The sequence below is a fragment of the Virgibacillus proomii genome (assembly GCF_900162615.1).
GTDB lineage: Bacteria > Bacillota > Bacilli > Bacillales > Amphibacillaceae > Virgibacillus > Virgibacillus proomii.
Map to the genome: position 1 here is coordinate 1,941,056 of NZ_FUFN01000010.1, position 22,404 is coordinate 1,963,459.

Below are 22,404 nucleotides of genomic sequence, written 5' to 3' on the forward strand. Positions count from 1 at the left end.
GCACCTAAATGCCCGATTCGTTTAAGGACCCTTTAGGTCATACCCCCTGAGGTACTAACATTCAGTAGGAGAGGGAAGCAAACCCCTACTGAATGAAGTTTCACTTTATCGGCGATTACATCCAAGTTATTTTTGGCTCTGTTTTATTTTTTATTCGTTTTAAGTTCTCACGATGCCTGTAAATCACAAAAATGGTTAGGATCGAGGTAACAATAATTAGCCCCGTATTTTTAAAGATAAAGGATAATATAACAGTTACGATGCCAGTAATAATAGATGAAAGTGAGACATATTTCGATATATATAGGCTAATTAAAAAAGTTGACACCATTAGAACAAATAATAATGGATTAATACCAAGAATGATGCCGCCGGATGTGGCAACTGCTTTTCCTCCTTTAAATTTTGCAAACACAGGATACGTATGACCGGCTACTGCGAATAATCCGATGATCAGCCGATAGACATCGGCGTCAAAAAACAGCGGAAGAAGCGTAGCCATCGTACCTTTTAAAATATCTGCTAGTGTAACAATAATCCCAGCTTTTATTCCTAATACACGAAAGGTGTTTGTTGCTCCGAGGTTTCCGCTGCCATGCTCACGTACGTCTTTGTTATAACCAATCTTTCCGACAATCAAGGCAGACGGAATCGATCCGAGTAGATAGGCAATAATTGCAAATACTAGATACTCCATAATGCTTCCTACTTTCCTCTTAATTATCTTCGCACCTATTGTAATTATAAATAAGGACGATACTGCCTTTTATTTTAGCACGAAGTTCCTATTTTAAGAACCATTATTAAATAGATGTTTGTTATTAATTGTATCTGGGAATAAACTATATTATTCTAGCAATAGTAATTTCTTAAAAATAAGTTCAAAACGTTAAGCAAAAGTGATGCCGAATTTTTCCGTACCTAAACATGGTCTGTTCGTTTAAATGGATATCACTCGCTTTTTATAATACGTATTAAAGGGGAAAGTACATGATTGAATTTAACCAAGTAAATAAAGTATATCAGGACGGGACCGAAGCTGTTAAGAATATTTCCTTTCATGTGAACCAAGGTGAAATGGTTACGTTTATTGGTCCAAGCGGCTGTGGTAAAACAACTACATTGAAAATGGTCAATCGTCTAATGGAACCAACATCTGGATCTATTTACATATGTGGAAAAGACATCCAAACATATCCGATTCATGAATTGCGCTGGAACATTGGTTATGTGCTTCAAGAAATCGCATTATTTCCACATCTGACGGTAGAACAAAATATTGCCATTGTTCCTGAATTAAAAAAGTGGAAACAAAAAGAAATCCAAAATCGAGTGACGGAATTGTTGGAAATGGTTGGATTAAACCCAAAGGTATTTAAGAAAAAATTGCCAAGAGAGCTTTCAGGAGGACAACAACAGCGGATTGGTGTTATTCGGGCGTTAGCGGCTGATCCTGATATTATCTTAATGGACGAGCCATTTAGCGCTTTAGATCCTATAAGTAGAGAACAGCTACAAAAAGATATTCAAGCATTGCAAAAAGAAATTAAAAAAACGATTCTATTTGTTACGCATGACATAGATGAAGCACTTCATTTAGGAGATAGAATTTGTTTAATGAAAGATGGGAGAATTGAGCAGTTTGCTGAGGCTGATAAATTGATATCAGAGCCACATTCACAATTTGTTAAAGAATTTATCGGGAAACGTCAATCACCTTGGGAAATTACCGTAGATAAAATTTCTAATTCATCACAGGAGTATATATTAACAAGGTCAGCCTTTCATAATAGCACCTATCGGATTGATAAGACGTATGTTTTAGTGGAAGAACGTAATCAGTATGTCGGTCTCGTTGTTAATGGACAACTAACCCAACGTGTTTATTTAGAAAATGATCTCTCTTTGTATCAAGCAGTGGACATGATCCAAGACACCGACCAGGAAATTTTTCCTGTTTTAAAGGCTAGTCAACTTGTAGGTATTATTCGTTACCGTGATATCGTACAGTTTTTAAAGCATAATACAACCGTAGAAAACGGGAGGCTCCAAACGTGAAAGAGTTTATTACTGTATTTCAAAATCGCCAGGCAACACTTGTAGAAGCCCTATGGGAACACTTGCAAATATCATTAACTTCACTCATCATTGCCATTTTGATTGCAGTACCTTTAGGATTAATACTGACGAGGTATCCTCGAGTAGCTGAACCAATCATCGGATTATCAGCTGTACTACAAACGATTCCAAGTCTTGCTATCCTAGCTTTTCTCATTCCATTTTTCGGGATTGGCACCTTCCCTGCAATTGTTGCACTAACAGCATATGGACTGCTCCCAATTCTACGTAATAGTTATACAGGCATTAAAGAGGTAGACCCTGCATTAACTGAGGCGGCAACAGGAATGGGAATGAATTCATTGAAACGCTTAATGAAAGTGGAATTGCCGCTTGCTATGCCAGTAATTATGGCAGGAGTTCGCACTTCTATGGTGTTAATTGTTGGAACAACCACATTAGCTGCATTAATTGGGGCAGGAGGACTAGGTGAATTAATTCTTTTAGGTCTTGATCGTGGAGCGGATGTGAGTTTAATATTGTTAGGTGCAATTCCCGCGGCTTTACTAGCGGTTATTTTTGACGTTATTTTACGGTGGGTTGAACGACTCTCTAAACGAACGGGAATCAAATCGTTCATCGCTATGTTAATCGTTGCGGTTTTGATCGTTATTTCTCCTTTTCTTTTTAATAATAAGAAGCAAGCAGATTTAGTTATTGGTGGTAAATTAGGATCAGAACCAGCAATTTTAATTCATATGTATAAGTTATTAATCGAAGAAAATACCGATTTAAGCGTAAAATTAGAACCAGGGCTAGGAAAAACTGCTTTCTTATTTAATGCATTACAACAAGGAAGCATCGATATCTATCCAGAATTTACAGGAACGGCGATTGTTACACATCTTGAGCAAAAAGCGGATAGTAACAATAGGGAAGATGTGTATCAGCAAGCTAAACAGGGGATGGATAAACAATTTGATATGGCATATTTACTGCCTATGGCCTATAATAATACGTACACTGTTGCCACAACAGAAGAACTAGCCAATCAATTTGAACTAGAGACAATCGATGATCTTAAAAAAATAGAGGATCAATTAACTGCTGGTTTTACACTGGAGTTTAAAGACCGATATGATGGGTATGTAGGTATGCAGGATGTATATGGTTTAGATATTGCAAATGTACAAACCATGGATCCAGGTCTTAGACAAGAAGCGTTAACATCCGGTCAGGTAAATATCATTGATGCATATGCAACAGATAGTTATATGGAAAAGCTAAATTTAATTTCTTTGGAAGATTCAAAGCAGCTATTCCCTCCATATCAAGGGGCTCCACTAATGCGCAATGATACACTGGACAAGTATCCTGAACTTGAAGGTATTTTAAACAAGCTCGCGGGAAAAATAACTGACCAACAGATGAGACAAATGAATTACCAAGTAGATTATCATGATGAATCACCAGAAAATGTAGCCAGAGAGTTTCTCATAGAACAGGGGTTACTTGAAAAATAAAAAGGGGGAAGCTATAATGGCATGGGAAAACCCAACCAATGAAGAATTGAGAAGAATTTTAGCTACGGCGAAAACAATTGCAGTTGTAGGCTTGTCAAACAATCCGGAACGTACTTCTTATCAAATTGCTAAAATTATGCAACGAGAAGGTTACCGTATCATTCCGGTTAATCCTACAGTACAAGAGGTCTTAGGTGAACAAGCCTATCCTTCATTAGCTGAGGTTCCGGAACCGATAGATATTATAAATGTGTTTCGCAGGTCAGAGTTCTTACCGGAAGTTGCGAAGGATGCTGCTCAAACGAATTGTAAAATCTTTTGGGCGCAGCAAGGAATCGTTAATGAAGATGCGTATCATTATTTAAAACAACGTGATTTTACCGTAATTATGGATCTTTGCATTAAAGTGGTCCATGCAGTATTGCTGAAATAATCGAACGAAAAAGGGTGGCGGTACGATTAGTCATCCTTTTCTCATGTTTTAAAGCAAGCGTAGATATAAAAGCGGGAGGCACGTTTAGCGACGTACTAAATGAAGAACTTCTGTGCTGACATGTCATAGAAAGAAGCAATATAAGCTAGACAAAGCTACCTTCAAAGTTATTACCATATAGAAGGGATCATTTTCTAGACAATTAAAAATTTGGTTATTTCCAAAACACGGCACAAGCCTGGTTGACTCTTAAACATTACGTTCTTAACGTGTGTTACGATATGGTCTGTTAACATAATTATATAAGCTTGTTCCTCTTATGCATGTATCAACCTCCAATGAACAATAACTTCAATTGTAAATTAACTTCATTGACGATTTTTTTGTGTTCTTGCAATACAAGCTTGATGTAACTATAGTATACTTAGTAACGTGAGAGAAAGGGTTACTCCATGACTAAAAATAAAAGCTTTAAGGAAAACCTGTTATTTATGAATGGTTTATAGGAAAAAATACAACTTTCATGTGTATTATCGTTTGTTTTATCTTTACACAAACAAACGTTTGTTCTATTATAGTACGTACAGAAAGAAAGGAGCAAGTACGGAGTGACAAAACAACCGATTTCATATAGTGATGACTCAATCCAAGTACTGGAAGGTCTGGAAGCAGTACGAAAAAGACCAGGTATGTACATAGGTAGTACAGATGCCCGAGGACTGCATCACCTCGTTTTTGAAATTGTTGATAATGCGGTAGATGAAGCCCTAGCAGGATTTGGAGACATCATTAAAGTGACTATACATAAAGATAATAGCATTTCCATCACAGATCATGGGCGTGGTATTCCAACTGGTATGCACCGTTCTGGAAAGCCAACACCTGAGGTGATATTTACTATATTGCATGCAGGTGGAAAATTTGGACAGGGTGGTTATAAAACTAGTGGAGGTCTACACGGTGTAGGTGCGTCCGTAGTCAATGCTCTATCTGAATGGTTAGACGTCACAATCCATCGTGATGGTCATATCTACTTTCAACGATTTGAAAATGGTGGAAAACCTGTCGGCTCTTTAGAAAAGAAAGGACCAACGAAAAAAACTGGTACCATCATTCATTTTAAACCGGACCCAACGATTTTTAATACAACCGTTTACAACTTTGAAACATTATCCGAACGGTTACGAGAAGCTGCCTTTTTACTAAAAGGATTAACGATTCAGTTACAAGACCTTCGAAATAATCAGACAGAAGAATACCAATATCCGGAAGGACTAAAGGCTTTTGTACATTATCTGAATGAAGAAAAAGATACCCTTCACCCTGTTGTAGCTTTTGAAGGTGAACAGCAAGGAATTGAAGTTGATTTTGCTTTTCAATTCAATGACGGTTATGCAGAAAGTATGCTATCTTTTGTTAACCATGTTCGTACGAAAGATGGAGGAACGCATGAATCTGGAGCGAGAACAGCAATTACGAGGACGTTTAACGACTATGCCAGACGAATCGGACTTTTAAAAGAAAAAGATAAAAACCTGGAAGGTTCAGATATAAGAGAAGGCTTCACTTCTATCGTTTCTGTTCGTGTACCAGAAGATAAACTGCAATTTGAAGGGCAGACGAAAGGAAAACTAGGTACGCCGGAAGCTAGATCCGTGGTTGATGCAGTTGTTTCGGAAAAGCTTTCTTATTTTTTGGAGGAAAACTCAGATGTTTCTAATCTTTTAATTAAAAAGGCGATTAAAGCAAAAGAAGCTAGGGAAGCGGCCAGAAAAGCGAGAGAGGACGCTCGAACAGGAAGAAAAAGAAGGAAAAAAGATACGATCTTAAGCGGCAAGCTTACGCCTGCTCAATCAAAAAATCCAAAGCGTAATGAACTATACTTGGTTGAGGGGGACTCTGCAGGCGGATCAGCAAAACAAGGCAGAGATCGAAAGTTTCAAGCTGTACTTCCATTACGAGGAAAAGTAATTAATACAGAAAAGGCAAAGCTTGAGGACGTTTTTAAGAATGAAGAAATATCGACCATCATTCATACTATTGGTGCTGGTGTTGGTGGCGATTTTCATTTAGATGATGTGCAATATGATAAAATAATTATTATGACCGACGCAGATACAGATGGTGCACATATCCAAGTGTTATTGCTTACGTTTTTCTATAGGTATATGCGACCATTGATTCAAGCAGGTAAGGTGTATATTGCACTGCCACCTTTATATCAAATCTCCAAGGGAAAAGGAAAAAATAAACGTGTGGTTTATGCCTGGGATGAAGAAGAAATGAGGAAAACAATTAAGGATTTTAAAAACGGCTATACCTTACAACGCTATAAAGGTTTAGGAGAAATGAATGCAGATCAGCTGTGGGAAACGACCATGAATCCAGAATCCAGAACTCTTATCCGGGTAACCATCGATGATTTAGCACGTGCAGAAAGACGTGTGACGACATTAATGGGTGATAAAGTGGAACCTAGAAGAAAATGGATCGAAAATAATGTTGAATTTGGTTTGGATGAAGAATCTAATATCCTAGAAAACGATAGAATTCATACAGAATTATAATAAAAATCATATAAGGGGGGGTTGGTATGACACAACCAGGAACATATTTAGACCTTCCGTTAGAAGAAGTAATAGGAGACCGATTTGGAAGGTATAGTAAATACATTATTCAGGACAGGGCGCTTCCCGATGCGAGAGACGGATTAAAGCCCGTTCAGCGAAGAATTCTTTATGCGATGCATGAAGAAAAAAATACCCATGATAAAAACTTTCGTAAATCAGCTAAAACAGTTGGTACTGTTATTGGGAATTACCACCCTCATGGTGATTCTTCCGTATATGAAGCAATGGTCCGATTAAGTCAAGATTGGAAAGTTAAAAATGTGTTAGTTGAAATGCATGGGAATAACGGAAGTGTTGATGGGGATCCACCGGCTGCCATGCGTTACACAGAAGCAAGATTATCCAGTATTGCTTCTGAATTATTAAGAGATATTGAAAAGGATACGGTAGATTTTATTCCAAACTTTGATGACACAACAACAGAACCTGTAGTGCTGCCAGCTAAATTTCCAAATTTACTCGTTAATGGATCAACTGGGATTTCCTCAGGTTATGCTACAGATATACCACCTCATAATCTAGGAGAAGTACTCGATGCAGTTATCCTTAAAATCGATAAACCTTCTGTAACGATAGAAGAATTAATGAAAGTGATAAAGGGTCCTGATTTTCCAACCGGTGGGATTATCCAAGGAATTAATGGAATTAAAAAAGCTTATGAAACTGGTCGCGGTAAAATTATTGTACGAGGTAAAACACGTATAGAAGAAATTCGCGGTAATCGAGAGCAAATCGTTATTGAAGAAATTCCATATGAAGTAAATAAAGCTAATATGGTCAAAAAAATAGATGAGTTGCGTATCGATCGAAAAGTAGAGGGGATTGCCGAAGTTCGAGATGAGACCGATCGGACTGGTTTACGAGTTGTCGTTGAACTCAAGAAGGATGTAAATGCAGAAGGTGTTCTAAACTACTTATTTAAGAACACAGACTTACAAGTTACGTACCATTTTAATATGGTAGCTATTCAGGATAAAACACCAAAATTGTTATCGCTAAATGAAATATTAGAATCGTATATTTCCCACCAAAAAGAAGTCGTAATAAGACAAACGGTCTTTGATCTGAAAAAAGCAAAAGATCGAGCACATATTGTTGAAGGTCTAATCAAGGCGATTTCTATATTAGATGAGGTTATTAGCACAATTCGTTCTTCTAAGGATAAGCAAGACGCCAAAAAACGCCTTATTACCAACTATCAATTTACCGAAGCCCAAGCAGAAGCAATTGTTATGTTGCAGCTATATCGTTTAACGAATACCGACATCACCTCGCTTCAACAAGAAGCGAAAACGTTAGAAGAAAAAATTAAGGAACTTGAATTAATCTTACAAAGTGAGAAAAAACTATTTCAAACGATTAAAAAAGATTTAAGGAAGTTGAAAAAAGCATATGCAACACCTAGGCAAACAGCTATTGAAAATGAAATAGAAGAATTAAAAATTGATATTGAAGTGATGGTAGTTAGTGAGGATGTATTAGTATCGGTTACACAGGCCGGTTACGTGAAACGAACTAGTCTACGTTCCTATAGCGCTTCAAATGGAGAAGATTTTGCCATGAAGGAAGGTGACTATTTAGTTAGCTTAGCAGAACTGAATACGACAGATAAGGTTCTTCTTTTCACAAATAAGGGAAATTATATATACACACCGGTACACGAATTGCCGGATATTCGCTGGAAAGATATTGGTCAGCATATTTCAAATTTCGTGCCATTGGAAAAAGATGAACGAATTATTACATGTATTCCTGTTCGTGATTTTACGGAGGATAAGTACTTAATCTTTTTCACGAAAAAAGGGATGGTAAAGAAAAGCAAACTGAAACTTTATGAAGCGCAGCGTTATTCAAAAGCTTTAATTGCTCTGAGATTAAAAGATGATGATGAGCTGATTAATGTTCATTGTACAACAGGTCATTCCGATGTATTTATTGCTTCGGATAAGGGATACGGCTTATGGTATCATGAAAGCGAGATTTCTGTCGTAGGACAGCGGGCTGCTGGTGTGAAAGCCATTCATCTTAAAGAAGATGAACAAGTTGTTAACGGAGAGTTGTTTGATGAATTATCGAAACCTTCTTTAGTTGTTCTTACCCAGCGTGGTGCTTGTAAACGAATGAAATTAAGTGAGTTTGAGAAGTCCAATCGAGCAAAAAGAGGGTTATTAATGTTGCGTGAACTAAAAAGTAAACCTCATCGAATTCGTGGATTCTTCCTAGTTAATGAGCATGACACGATAAACTTTAAGACAAACAATGGAGAGATACATCGTGTATTTCCATTAGAGTTATCCAATAGTGATCGCTATAGCAATGGTTCTTTCATTGTGGATACAGATACAAAAGGAGAAGTAATTTCTGCTTGGAAAAATGTAGATTATGAAAAACCGTTCGAACATCTAGATGAAATTAAATAAAGTCTAACAATCGCTAGCCATGAAAGCTTTGAATTTCTTGGCTAGTTTTTCTTTTGCTTAAACTCTACGCTTTTTGGAAACAAGTGATGTTCAACTCATGGATAAATAAAACTTGAGGCAAAAGGATGTTTTATTTTACTGATAGGAAGTAGAACAAAGGCTTAAAATTTTAGGAAATCTTGAAACCACGGTGATTGCTGCTGCAGCTTTCTTCCTGTTATATGCTGACTTTGATTTTTACTTTAATAAGCTCCCATTCGTATAAACACTTTAAATTTTCTGGAAACTGTGATAATGTAATATTATATTATTAATGAGGAGGGGATCAGAACGGATTTACGGGAAAAAATCATTCAATCCTCTTTACTGCTGTTTGAAAAGAAAGGATTTCATGGAGTAACGGTTAATGAAATTGTTGCAGATGTTGGCACTTCAAAAGGCGGTTTTTACCATCACTTTACTTCAAAGGATGAATTACTCTATGTCATTCATGATATGTTTATTACCTACGTACTGGAAAAAGCAATGTATGCCATTAATTTGTATGAATCACCGACTAGAAAACTACGAGCTATAATTAAAGATTTTGTCAAAGTATTTGATATTTATAAGCCGCATATTTCTGTATTTTATCAAGAAAGTATTTATCTGAAGCATGAATATGAGGTGATCATTAAAGAAAAGCGAGATTGCTTTAAGAAGCTGATCTTTCATACCATCAAGGAAGGGCAAGAGTGTGGAGAATTTCGCAAGGATCTACCTGTTGAAATAACAGGGATGGCTATTTTAGGAATGGTCAATTGGACGTATAAATGGTACCATCCAGCAGGGAGAAATACAATTGAAGAAATTAGTGACATCTTTGTTGATCTGATTTTGCATGCTGTTGTAGCAAAGGAAACATGGAACCAACTGACTTCCAACGAGCTGTCTGCTGACAGAACAATCCTAAGCGATTAACTTGTTTTCCAGATTACAGACCAACCAGTCGGTCTAATCCAATAAGGGGGAGAAATAATGAATTTTGAGTTGACCAAAGAGCAAGCAATGATAAAAAAGATGGTACGGGATTTTGCAGAATCTGTAATAAGGCCACGTGCCATCGAAATTGATACAACTGCTGCTTTTCCAATTGACATTTTTGAACAAATGGGAGAGTTAGGTCTATTAGGGATACCTTTTCCAGAGGAATATGGTGGTTCTGGAGGTGATACATTATCCTATGCACTTGCAGTTGAAGAAATTGGGCGTATATGTGGCAGTACGGGATTAAGCTATGCGGCAGCAGTTTCTTTAGGTGCAAGCCCTATTTACTACTTTGGTACAGAAGAACAAAAGCAACAATTTTTAACCCCTTTAGCAGAAGGAAAGGCACTTGGCGCATTTGGTTTAACTGAACCAAATGCCGGATCAGATGCTGGTGGTACGAAAACAACTGCTGTAAAGGAAAATGATGAGTTTGTTATTAATGGGGAGAAATGTTTTATAACGAACGCTAGTTTTGCGAAAACACTAATTGTAACCGCTGTCACAGATAAGGATGAAAAAGGTAAAAAGATTATTTCTGCTATTATTGTGCCAACAGATACAGAAGGGGTAGCGATTACGAGTAACTATGACAAAATGGGTGTTCGCGGTTCTGATACAGCTGAAATTGTCCTTGATAATGTTCGTGTACCAACAACAAATCTTCTTGGTGATCCGGAAAAAGGATTTAAACAATTTTTATATACACTAGATGGGGGCAGAATTTCCATTGCAGCACTAGGAGTGGGGATTGCACAAGCATCGTTGGAAAAAGCTTTAAACTATGCCAAAGAAAGAAAGCAGTTCGGCAAACCTATTTCTGATTTTCAAGCAATCCAATTTAAACTAGCAGATATGACGATGGAAGTTGAATTAGCAAGAACAATGGTACATAAAGCAGCATGGTTAAAAGATAATAACAAACCTTTCAGTAAAGAAGCTTCTATTGCTAAACTCTATGCTACTGAGACATCATTTCGCTGTGCTAATCAAGCAATTCAAATCCATGGTGGATATGGCTATATGCGTGAGTATGAGGTTGAACGCTATTTACGTGATGCCAAACTATTGGAAATTGGTGAAGGCACCTCAGAAATCCAACGCCTAGTTATAGCTCGTCAGCTAGGCTGTTAAAGAATTGAGTATAGGGGAGTGAGTCTTTCATGGCACTTTTACATGTTACGATTGGGGAATTACTTGAAAGGCAAGTTGAGTTATACCCGGATCATGAAGCCGTTATCTACCCAGAATTAAACCTTCGAAAAACGTATAAAACCTTTAATGACACTGTAAATATAGCCGCAAAAGGGTTGATGGCGTTAGGAATTGAAAAAGGTGAACATGTTGCTATCTGGTCAGATAATAAACCGGAATGGCTGATTACACAATTTGCAACCGGTAAAATGGGTGCTGTTTTAGTTACAGTGAATACAAACTATCAAGCTAGTGAATTACATTATTTATTAGAACAATCTGATGCAACTACATTAATATTGGCAGAAAGCTATAAAGGAACATCGTATATTGATATTTTAAAGAAAATTTGTCCGGATCTGGAAACTTCCAAGCGAGAAAATCTTCAATTAAAAGCACTGCCTATGCTAAAAAAACTTATTGTTCTCAGTGATCAAACATACCCTTTTACCTACAGTTGGTGGGAGGTGCTTGATTTAGGGCGAAAGATAAGTGATAAAGTATTACAAACACGAAAATCAAGTTTAGGTGAGCATGAAGTAATTAATATGCAATATACATCTGGAACAACTGGATTTCCTAAAGGAGTTATGCTGACCCATCATAACCTTGTAAATAACGGAAAACAAATTGCCGATTGTATGAAACTGACTCATCAAGACAGACTTTGCATCCCAGTTCCATTTTTTCATTGTTTCGGTTGTGTATTGGGAGTTTTAGCGGCTATATCGAAAGGGGCAACAATGGTTTTATTAGAGCAATTTCATCCGGAAAAAGTTTTGAGAGCTGTGTCTTCAGAACAATGTACAGCGCTGCATGGAGTGCCGACGATGTTTATTGCTGAGCTAAATCATCCCAATTTTGATCAATATGATTTATCGAGTTTAAGAACCGGAATTATGTCTGGTTCACCTTGTCCAACGGAAGTAATGACTAAAGTGATGAACAAAATGGGAGCAAAAGAAATCACAATCGCTTACGGTCAAACCGAAGCTTCTCCAGTAATTACTCAGACAAAAACCGATGATCCGATTGAACTCCGAGTGAACACGGTAGGGGCACCACATCCAAACGTGGAAGTGAAAATTGTCATTCCCGGAACGAATCAACAGCAAAAACCCGGCTTACCTGGCGAATTATTAACCCGCGGCTATCTTGTAATGAGGGGGTATTATAATAACCCGGAAGCGACGAAAGAAGCAATTGATGAAGATGGGTGGCTTCACACCGGGGATTTAGCCATTATGCGGGCAGACGGCTATTTGGAAATCACCGGTCGGATGAAGGATATGATTATTCGTGGCGGAGAAAATATTTATCCGCGGGAAATTGAAGAATTTCTTTACCAGCATTCGGATATATTGGATGTACAGATTATAGGTGTGCCTGATAAAAAATACGGTGAAGAAATTATGGCTTGGATTATTCCAAAAGAAAACAGTAATCTAACAGAAGAAGAAATCAGAGACTTTTGTAAAGGAAATATTTCTTGGCACAAAATACCGAGATACATTGAATTTGTAGAAGAATTCCCAATGACAGCAAGTGGTAAAATTCAAAAATATAAGCTGCGAGAAATGGCTCTGGAGCAGCTAGCGTATGAGGGAGGAAAACCATGATTTCTAAACTAGTAATTGCTAATCGGGGAGAGATTGCTGTACGGATCATTCGTACTTGTAAAAAATTAAACATAAAGACGGTAAGTGTCTATTCAGAAGCAGATAAACATGCACCACATGTGAAGCTGGCGGATGAAAGTTATTGTATTGGACCTCCACGGGTTAATGAAAGTTATTTAAACGTAAATAAAATAATAGAAATAGCAAAACAAGCGAAAGCAGAGGCCATTCATCCAGGTTATGGGTTTTTAAGTGAAAGTGCGACATTTGCAGAACAATGTGAAGAAGCAGGGATTCTATTTATTGGGCCATCTAGCAACGTTATTCGGCAAATGGGCAGTAAAATAGCTGCGAGAAAAGCGATGCATCAAGCTGGTGTCCCGATAGTTCCTGGAACCGAGGAAGCTGTCGCCTCCACAGCAGAAGCGATTAGGCTGGCAAACCAAATTGGTTATCCGGTAATGGTAAAAGCATCTGCCGGTGGTGGTGGGATTGGAATGCAAACGGTTTATTCTGAAGCCGAACTAACGAAAGCATTTGAAAACAACGCAAAACGAGCTAAATCATTCTTTGGCGATGGATCCATGTTCATTGAAAAAAAGATAGAGAATGCACGGCATATTGAAATACAAGTACTAGCCGATCAGTTTGGTCATGTTATCCATTTATTTGAAAGGGAATGTTCGATTCAACGAAGGAATCAGAAAGTTATCGAAGAAGCACCATCTCCATTTATTTCCGAACAGACTAGAAAAGAGATGGGGGAAAAAGCTGTTCAAGCAGCCGAAGCTCTTCAATATACAAATGCTGGAACGATTGAATTTTTAGTGGATGAACAAGAGAACTTCTACTTTTTAGAAATGAACACTCGAATTCAAGTAGAACACCCGATAACTGAAGAGATTACAGGTATTGATATTATTGAAAAACAAATTGACATTGCTAATGGGAAACCATTAACAATTGAACAACGTGATTTAAATATAAATGGTCATGCAATTGAAGCACGAATTTATGCAGAAGATCCACGGACATTTTTTCCATCACCTGGTCAGATTGAGGTGTTTCATCCGCCATCAGGAGAGAAAATCAGAAATGAAGTGGGAGTAACAAATAATTATCTGGTTACACCGTTTTACGATCCGATGATTGCTAAATTAATTGTCCATGGTGAAACGAGAGAGAAAGCAATTACTTTATTAAAACAAGCATTAGATCAATATGAGATTACGGGTATTAAGACTAATTTATCAATGCTTATGCAAGTCATTGATCACGAACAGTTCAAGACTGGAAATACGACAACAAACTTTATTGAAAATTACTATCTACCAAAGAAAATCCATTAAAAACAAGGAGGAAATGAATATGGAAATAAAAGCAACGATGGCAGGAAGTGTTTGGAAGAAAACCGTAGAGCCGGGTGAAGCAGTAGAGGAAGGGCAGGATGTTGTTATCTTGGAATCAATGAAAATGGAAATTCCAATTGCAGCGGAATCCAGTGGAATAGTAAAAGAATTTAGGGTTAATGAAGGCGATTTTGTTAATGAAGGCGATACGATTGCCATTATTGAATAACTTTTAAGAACCAATTTTTTCATAGTATTTCCAACATCATTAAATGCGGAAAAAACCATATTTCAGTTTTATAGATACAAGGGGGCAGATTTGTGGGAAGGTTCGTTGAATTAGAAGTAACCGATTCCATTGCAATTGTTAAGCTAAACAGGCCAGAAGCTGCCAATGCTATGTCACAAGCCTTACTTGAAGACTTGCGCACAACTGTAAAAACAGTTGAACACGAAGAAAGCATTACCTGTACCATCATTACTGGAAGCGGTAAAAAAGCGTTTTGTGCCGGAGCAGATTTAAAAGAACGCGCTGGAATGAATGAACAGGAAGTAATCGCAGCTGTAGCATTTATTAGTGAGACCGTAACGATGGTAGAAAACATGTCTATGCCTGTTATTGCTGCTTTAAATGGAGTGGCTTTTGGCGGTGGACTTGAGTTGGCACTTGCTTGTGATATTCGCATAGCAGCAAATCATAGTCAACTGGGTTTAACAGAGACTTCCTTAGCCATTATTCCGGGGGCAGGAGGGACACAACGCTTACCGCGTTTAATAGGAATAGGGCAGGCTAAACGCCTGATATATAGTGCCGAACGAATAACAGCAAATAAAGCATTAGCAATTGGACTGGTAGAAGAAGCGGTGGAAGCAAAGGATTTAATGGAAACTGCTCGTAAGTTAGCAGAAATGATCGCAAAAAACGGTCCTATTGCCTTAAAACAAGCAAAGACAGCGATAAATAAAGGGTTAGAAACAGATTTAGCAACGGGATTAATTATTGAACAACTCGCCTATCAACAAACAATTCCAACAAATGACAGGGTAGAAGGGTTACGAGCCTTTCGCGAAAAACGAACACCGACTTATCAAGGAAATTAAAACGGGAGGCTAGTTATAATGGCTTATATGAATGTATTTCATGAACATGTAGAAAAAATTGAACAAGGTGGAAAGGAAAAATATCATCAGAAAAATACAGAAAAAGGCAAGCTGTTTGTCCGTGAAAGATTACAACGATTATTTGATGACAATATCGAAATAGAAGATGCTTTTTTTGCCAATTGTTTAAATGGAGATTTGCCTGCAGACGGTGTGGTAACCGGTATTGGCAAAATAAATGGGCAATCGGTCTGTGTCATGGCGAATGATTCGACTGTAAAAGCAGGGTCTTGGGGAAAACGAACGGTAGAAAAAATAGTAAGAATCCAAGAGACAGCAATGAAATTAGAAATACCAATGATTTACTTAGTCGATTCTGCAGGTGCAAGAATTACCGATCAAGTGGAAATGTTCCCGGGTAGAAGAGGGGCAGGGAGAATTTTTCATAATCAAATAAAATTATCCGGTCGTGTGCCACAAGTATGTTTATTATTCGGTCCATCTGCTGCTGGAGGAGCCTATATTCCAGCTTTTTGCGATATCGTTATTATGGTGGACGGGAATGCCTCCATGTATTTAGGTTCTCCACGCATGGCAGAGAAGGTCATTGGAGAAAAAGTGAGTCTGGAGGAAATGGGTGGTGCAAAAATGCACTGCTCTGTATCTGGTGTTGGCGATGTGTTAGTAAAAACAGAAGAAGAAGCAATCGCCTATACCCAAGCATATATGAGTTATTTTCCAGCTAATTTCAGGAAAAAACCACCAGTAAGAGAAGCAAAACCGGTCAAGCAATTGAAAAAAAGCATGATTGATTTAATTCCAGAAAACCAAAATGCAGCCTTTAATATGTATGATCTAATCGATCGATTGATTGATGGGGATAGTTTTTGTGAAATAAAGAAGAAATTCGCTCCTGAACTCATCACTGGGTTAGCACGAATGAATGGACGCTCGATTGGAATCATTGCCAATCAGCCACGCATGAAAGGGGGCGTCTTATTCCCGGATTCCGCAGATAAAGCAGCTAAATTCATCCAGCTTTGTGATGCGTTCAATATTCCTTTACTGTTTTTAGTTGATGTCCCTGGGTTTATGATCGGGACGAAAGTAGAACGTGCGGGTATTATTCGTCATGGTGCAAAAATGCTTGCAACCATGAGTGAAGCAACGGTACCTAAAATCTCTGTCATTGTCCGTAAAGCTTATGGAGCTGGGCTTTATGCAATGGCAGGACCAGCCTTTGAACCGGATTGCTGTTTGGCTTTACCAACTGCACAAATTGCGGTAATGGGACCTGAAGCAGCTGTTAATGCTGTATATGCGAATAAAATTCAGGAATTACCAGAGAAAGAACGAATTACCTTTATTAAAGAAAAGCAGGAAGAATATAAGGAAGATATTGATATTTATCGATTAGCCTCAGAAATGGTAGTAGATGCCATTATTGATCCGGAAAAACTACGGGATGAATTAATTAGCCGTTATGAGTTATATGATTCCAAACATGTTACGTTTACAGAAAGAAAGCATGGCGTCTATCCCGTATAAATAATTCACTTACCCACAAAACCTTGATTGACTAAGGTTTTGTGGGTAAGTTTTTATGTGAAATGACTTCATTTGCAACGTATTCGAAAAAGAAGAGATCTTGCTGAAATATTATCGGAAGAACTATTTCATAAACTAAATTAGCAAACAGATAATACCCGATAACGTTGCAATATTGTTATTAGGACATTCACTAAATAGGAGTTGTTTGGGAAAATAACGAATTATCGAAAGTTAAAAGCCATCCCTTTTCTGAAGCAGCAAGGGATAAGGCATATTTTACACAATAATTAAATTAACCATAATATTATTATGTAAACTAAAAGCAGGATAATTTAATTTGAATCCATTACATGATATTCTTTACAGAGAAAATATCTGAAAAGGGTAGTATGTTGAAATCTAGACAGAGGAGTTTATGGGGGTGCAATAGATTGTTAGAGCTTATGTAGCATTAAACAGAGTTATCTCGTATAATAAACGCTAATAGCATAATAGGGGGATGCGTGAAAAGTATGGGGAGCACAACAACAATCAGTTCCGCGCCACTGATGTTTGAGAAAATAGCATTTGCATATCAAAAAATGCTAGACCATCAAGATCAGGTAAGCGCGGAGAAAATACTGGATTTATATAAAAAATACAAAGAACAGGAGTTGATGATCTGTTTTGCCGGACATTTTTCTGCCGGTAAATCATCCATGATTAATACACTATTGGATCATGATATTTTACCAAATAGTCCTATTCCAACGAGTGCCAACATTGTTAAAGTCACATCCGGAGGTGGATATGTCCGCGTATATTTTAAAGATCAAGAACCGGAAGAGTATGCTGAAACAGTGGATGTAGAGTTAATCAAGCAATATTCCATGGACAAAGATAGAATCGTCAAAATCGAAATTAGTACATCGACAAAGTTATTGCCTAGAGGAACTGCTTTTGTCGATACACCGGGTATTGATGCAGCTGATGACGCAGATCGATTAATGACAGAAGCCTCTCTCCATCTTATGGATGCTCTTTTTTATGTTATGGATTATAACCATGTCCAATCAGAGGTTAATTTACAGTTTTTAAAAGATGTACAAGATAAATCGATCCCTTTTTACATCATTATTAATCAAATTGATAAGCATGTTGAGGAAGAATTGTCTTTTTCAGATTTTGAAGATAGTATCAAACAGACGTTAGCATTATGGGAGATCGAACCTGAACAAATTTTTTATTCTTCCTTATACGAACCTAATTTGGAAAAGAATCAATTAGAGGATATAAAGGAAACTTTAAATAACCTATTAACAACTAGGAAGTCCGAGTTGTTAAGTAGTGATCATACACTTCAAGAGGTTATAAAGCAGCACGATTCCTTTCTTCGCGTACAATATGAAGAGAAGCTCGAAGCTTATCGCATTCCAACGGAAGAACGGGAAAAATTAGCTGAAATAAAGACAAAACAAATAGAACTCCAAGAGATGGATAGAAAAGAACAGCAACTAAAAACCGATTTTCAAGCTATTTTACAACAAACAGTAAAGAATGCTTATCTGATGCCAGCAACATTAAGAGATAAAGCGGCAGCATTTTTAGAATCTCATAAGAGCGATTTTAAAATAGGGTTGTTTGGTGCAAAGAAAAAGACAGAAGAAGAAAGAAGAAAGCGCACACATGATTTTTTAGCCGTTTTACAGCAAACAGTTGAAGCTACACTGCAATGGAAGCTGCGGGATAAATGGCAGCAGTTGTTTAAGGCAAATAAAGTGGATGATATACACATACGTGACTACATCCAGGACTTTTCCATTATCGTAGACCAACAAGATATTATTGAAGTGATCAAACAAGGTGCTACTGTAAGTGGAGACTATATCCTTCATTATACAAATGATCTTGCTCAAGCTATAAAAACAAAGGCAAAGCATTCTGCAAATACATTATGGGCAGACATTGAAACGTATTTACAAAAACGAAATCAGCCGATCCGGACTAATCTGTTAGGTCAATTAACAGAGCTCAAAGAAATACAAAAAACGTTAAATCGCTATGATCAATTAAAGGATGAGCTGGATAAAAAGCAAGCAGCTATTAGACAAACAAATGACGCAGCTTATTCGCTAAAAGAAGCAGCAATTGTACTGATAGAAGAAGCTTTGCAAAACCAGCACAACCGAATAAAACAAGTGACACAGCCTAAGAGAATACCAATAGCAAATAATCTAGAAAATATGCCATTTTCTAGTGATAAAAAAGTTACTTCTTCCAATGAGACAAAACATCATGCTAATACGATAGAAATGACGATTGATTCCATAGAAAAAACAATGCAAATCGTTGATCAATTGCCAGGATTTAAAACATTGATGCATGATTTACAAAGGAAAAAGCAACGATTAAAAAATCGTATATACACAATAACATTATTCGGCGCATTTAGTGCCGGAAAATCTTCGTTTGCCAATGCTTTGATGGGAGAAGGCGTACTGCCAGTATCCCCAAACCCGACAACAGCAACAATAAATCGAATCAATCCTGTCGATCATGATCATCAGCATGGTACAATTATCGGCAAAGTTAAATCACATGAGAGATTAGTAGATGAGCTTACCACAATTACAAAGAAATTCTCTCCGGCATTTTCTAACCTTGATGATTTAATCGGTTGGATAAAACGGGAAAAAATATATTGTAATGAATCCTTGGCAAACACATACCAATCGTATTTAAAAGCAGTCATAAATGGCTATAAATCTATAAGACCGAACATCGGTCATACGATTACCTTATCTTTAGACGAATTTCCAGCTTATGTAACAGATGAATCGAAAGCTTGCTTCTTAGAAACAATGGATTTATATTACGATTGTGAATTGACTCGTCAAGGGATCCGTCTTGTGGACACCCCAGGGGCAGACTCAGTTAATGCTCGACATACAGATGTTGCTTTTGACTATATTAAACATGCCGATGCAATTCTCTATGTTACGTATTATAATCATGCATTGAATCGTGCTGACAAAGACTTTTTAATGCAATTAGGCAGAGTAAAGGACTCTTTTCAATTAGATAAAATGTTTTTTATTGTAAATGCAGCTGATTTAGCAAAAGATGAAAGAGAACTAACACTCGTTACGGATTATGTACAGGAACAATTATTACAGTTAGCTATACGTTTTCCGCGATTATATCCTGTCTCAAGCAGAAATGCACTCATAAATAAACAAAAACATCAACATTTGGATACCTTAATGGTTAAATTTGAAACGGAATTTTATCAATTTATTCATGAGGACTTAACCAAGTTAATGGTAGCTTCCGCCTTTCGTGATATAGAGCGAATGGAGCAGCAACTAGAGCACTTTATCGCTTCACAGAAATTGGATCAACAAGAGAAAGAAGTATTTAAGCAGTCCATTCTAGATAAACAAAGCCAATTACAGCAAGTTATTGATGATCTAGATTCAGCACCGTATTTGAATCAAATCAAACAAAAAATTGAAAAACAGCTGTATTATGTATTAGAGCGATTAGCTATTCGCTTCCATGATTTGTTTAAAGAAACATTCAACCCTGCTACGATCACAGAAAACGGGAGGCAAGCAAAAAAGCAGCTTTGGGATTGCTTGGAAGACCTTATTACCTATTGCCAAACAGAGCTAATCAGAGAATTACAAGCAGTTTCTCTACGGATGGAAGCATTTATCCATGATATAATGATAGATGCGTACAAAGAGATGGAAAGACAAAGTAAACAAATTGATACTTCGTTTTTATTTGCTGAAGCAGAAATAAATGAGTTAGCATCACCGGATTTTTCAGAAGCATTTCAAGATATGGATAGAAAATCATTTGATCGAATCATAAATATGTTTAAAAATACAAAAGCTTTCTTTGAGAAAAACGAAAAAGAGCAAATGAAAAACGCAATTTATACAGTACTTCAACCATTTGCACAACAATATATGGAAACCAATGAACAAAGCTTGGGCAATTTTTATAAAGCGCAATCTCAGGACATGATCGATTATCTTCGGGAGAATGTGACGGAACAATTGCAAAACCATATCCAACGGAGTTTAGCGACGATGACTTCTACTATATCTGTGGACCAATTAATAAGCAAACAACAAGAAATAAGAGAAATTATTGCAAATAGTAGATGGAAAGAAGGATAAACATGAACAAACATCAAATTATGCTAGTTGATGGCATGGCACTATTATTCCGCGGCTTTTTTGCTACAGCATTTCGCGGTAATTTTATGAAAACAAGTGAAGGCATACCGACAAACGGTGTCTATCAGTTTTTACGTTATTTCCTTGATGCAGTAAAGACATTTACTCCAACGCATGTCATTTGCTGCTGGGATATGGGAAGCAAAACGTTTCGTACAGAAATGTATGCAGATTATAAAGCAAATCGGGATGAACCACCAAAAGAATTAATACCGCAATTTGATTTGGTAAAAGAAGTGGTAGATAGCTTTGATATCGCAAATATAGGAATAGAAAATTTTGAAGCAGATGATTGTATCGGAACTCTAGCAAAACTTTATGCTGAGGCTCATGAGGTATTGATTCTTACGGGGGATCAGGATATTTTACAATTAGTTGATGAAAGGATTCAAGTAGCTATTATGAAGAAAGGACAGGGGAATTATGAAGTATATAATGAAACTAATTTCTATGAAAAGAAAGGGATTTCCCCAAATCAAATAGTAGATTTAAAAGGATTAATGGGAGATGCATCTGATAATTACCCAGGGGTAAAGGGAATTGGCGAAAAGACAGCAATGAAGCTAATACAAGCCCACGGATCAATCGAAAATATTTTAGAAAAAATCGATGAATTACCAAAAGGGGTGCAAACGAAAATAAAGATGAATATCGATATGCTTCATTTATCACGTCGTCTTGCTACGATAAACTGTAACGTTCCAATTCGTTGTGAGTTAGATCATACATTATGGAATTATGACAGGGGAAAGATAATAAATACATTTAAAACCCTTGAGTTTAAAAATTTAGAAAAATTAGTGTGATCCTATCATGTTATTAATAGCTCATATTTTATGGGCTATTTTTTTGCTTTTTTAAGAAACGATATTGTTTTTACATGGGGAAATCTTTTGAACGTAGCTTTGTCGTTTAGCTTAAGTGCTCAAACTATAGCCAACTTCGATCTCCTTCCTGCAATGAGTAACATCGGCTTCAATGTCGTCATCTCACATAAAGTGCTGTATTTCTCATGTTTTTAATTATCCTGGAGTCATTGTGAGAGAAATACCAATTACCCAATGGGGGTATCGTGAGCAAGGTAAGGGGGTATCCGTTATACCTATATAGGGTATTCATTTCGTCACAGGGGGGTTCTGCATGCACGTTGTTGGGGTGTTTTACCCCTATAAAAGGCAATACCGTGTTACGGTCATTAAATTTGGAGATGACATGAAAATAATTTATAGTAAAAGAGAAATACGAAAGAATATTTTTCTCTATTAACAAAA

Annotated in this window: 15 protein-coding genes; 14 read left to right on the top strand and 1 reads right to left on the bottom strand. The window is 37.1% G+C overall.

What is annotated here, in order from left to right:
* Window positions 1-115 precede the first annotated feature (115 nt).
* A complete protein-coding gene (gene plsY, locus BN1066_RS16465) occupies window positions 116-697 on the bottom strand; it encodes a glycerol-3-phosphate 1-O-acyltransferase PlsY (RefSeq protein ID WP_077320531.1) in 582 nt (193 codons plus the stop codon).
* A gap of 293 nt (window positions 698-990) precedes the next feature.
* On the opposite strand from plsY, the gene BN1066_RS16470 reads away from it, so the two are divergent.
* The 14 genes from BN1066_RS16470 to BN1066_RS16535 all read left to right on the top strand — a co-directional run bounded on the left by BN1066_RS16470 (window position 991) and on the right by BN1066_RS16535 (window position 21,939).
* Window positions 991-2,058 (top strand): ABC transporter ATP-binding protein, encoded by a 1,068-nt coding sequence (locus tag BN1066_RS16470; protein WP_077320532.1) that lies wholly within the window; start codon window positions 991-993, stop codon window positions 2,056-2,058.
* Window positions 2,055-3,581, top strand: a complete 1,527-nt coding sequence (locus BN1066_RS16475; protein WP_077320533.1) for an ABC transporter permease/substrate-binding protein — start codon at window positions 2,055-2,057, stop codon at window positions 3,579-3,581. The genes BN1066_RS16470 and BN1066_RS16475 overlap by 4 nt, the downstream gene beginning before the upstream one ends.
* A 16-nt stretch (window positions 3,582-3,597) precedes the next feature.
* The gene (locus BN1066_RS16480; protein ID WP_077320534.1) at window positions 3,598-4,014 is read left to right on the top strand and encodes a CoA-binding protein; all 417 of its coding nucleotides are present in this window, start codon (window positions 3,598-3,600) and stop codon (window positions 4,012-4,014) included.
* A 608-nt stretch (window positions 4,015-4,622) separates the two neighbouring features.
* Window positions 4,623-6,581, top strand: a complete 1,959-nt coding sequence (parE, locus tag BN1066_RS16485) for a DNA topoisomerase IV subunit B (RefSeq protein WP_077320535.1) — start codon at window positions 4,623-4,625, stop codon at window positions 6,579-6,581.
* A gap of 26 nt (window positions 6,582-6,607) precedes the next feature.
* Window positions 6,608-9,064: a DNA topoisomerase IV subunit A gene (gene parC / locus BN1066_RS16490; RefSeq protein WP_077320536.1), complete on the top strand. Its 2,457-nt coding sequence runs from the start codon at window positions 6,608-6,610 to the stop codon at window positions 9,062-9,064.
* A gap of 324 nt (window positions 9,065-9,388) precedes the next feature.
* Complete coding sequence (locus BN1066_RS16495) at window positions 9,389-10,024, top strand: TetR/AcrR family transcriptional regulator (protein WP_077320537.1); 636 nt, start codon at window positions 9,389-9,391, stop codon at window positions 10,022-10,024.
* Between the two features lie 57 nt (window positions 10,025-10,081).
* Window positions 10,082-11,224, top strand: coding sequence for an acyl-CoA dehydrogenase family protein (locus tag BN1066_RS16500; RefSeq protein WP_077320538.1), 1,143 nt, complete (start codon window positions 10,082-10,084; stop codon window positions 11,222-11,224).
* A gap of 29 nt (window positions 11,225-11,253) precedes the next feature.
* Window positions 11,254-12,903 carry an AMP-binding protein gene (locus tag BN1066_RS16505; protein WP_077320539.1) on the top strand — a complete coding sequence of 550 codons (1,650 nt, stop codon included), beginning with the start codon at window positions 11,254-11,256 and terminating at the stop codon, window positions 12,901-12,903.
* The gene (gene accC / locus BN1066_RS16510; RefSeq protein WP_077320540.1) at window positions 12,900-14,252 is read left to right on the top strand and encodes an acetyl-CoA carboxylase biotin carboxylase subunit; all 1,353 of its coding nucleotides are present in this window, start codon (window positions 12,900-12,902) and stop codon (window positions 14,250-14,252) included. The genes BN1066_RS16505 and accC overlap by 4 nt, the downstream gene beginning before the upstream one ends.
* 19 nt (window positions 14,253-14,271) lie before the next feature.
* On the top strand, window positions 14,272-14,481 hold the full coding sequence (locus BN1066_RS16515) for an acetyl-CoA carboxylase biotin carboxyl carrier protein subunit (protein WP_425445284.1): 210 nt from the start codon (window positions 14,272-14,274) through the stop codon (window positions 14,479-14,481).
* Window positions 14,482-14,573: 92 nt separating this feature from the next.
* On the top strand, window positions 14,574-15,353 hold the full coding sequence (locus tag BN1066_RS16520) for an enoyl-CoA hydratase (RefSeq protein WP_077320542.1): 780 nt from the start codon (window positions 14,574-14,576) through the stop codon (window positions 15,351-15,353).
* A gap of 18 nt (window positions 15,354-15,371) precedes the next feature.
* Window positions 15,372-16,901, top strand: coding sequence for an acyl-CoA carboxylase subunit beta (locus BN1066_RS16525; protein WP_077320543.1), 1,530 nt, complete (start codon window positions 15,372-15,374; stop codon window positions 16,899-16,901).
* Window positions 16,902-17,416: 515 nt separating this feature from the next.
* A complete protein-coding gene (locus BN1066_RS16530; protein ID WP_077320544.1) occupies window positions 17,417-21,073 on the top strand; it encodes a dynamin family protein in 3,657 nt (1,218 codons plus the stop codon).
* Between the two features lie 2 nt (window positions 21,074-21,075).
* Entirely contained in the window at window positions 21,076-21,939 is an 864-nt protein-coding gene (locus tag BN1066_RS16535) for a 5'-3' exonuclease (RefSeq protein ID WP_077320545.1), read from the top strand.
* Window positions 21,940-22,404: the final 465 nt, after the last annotated feature.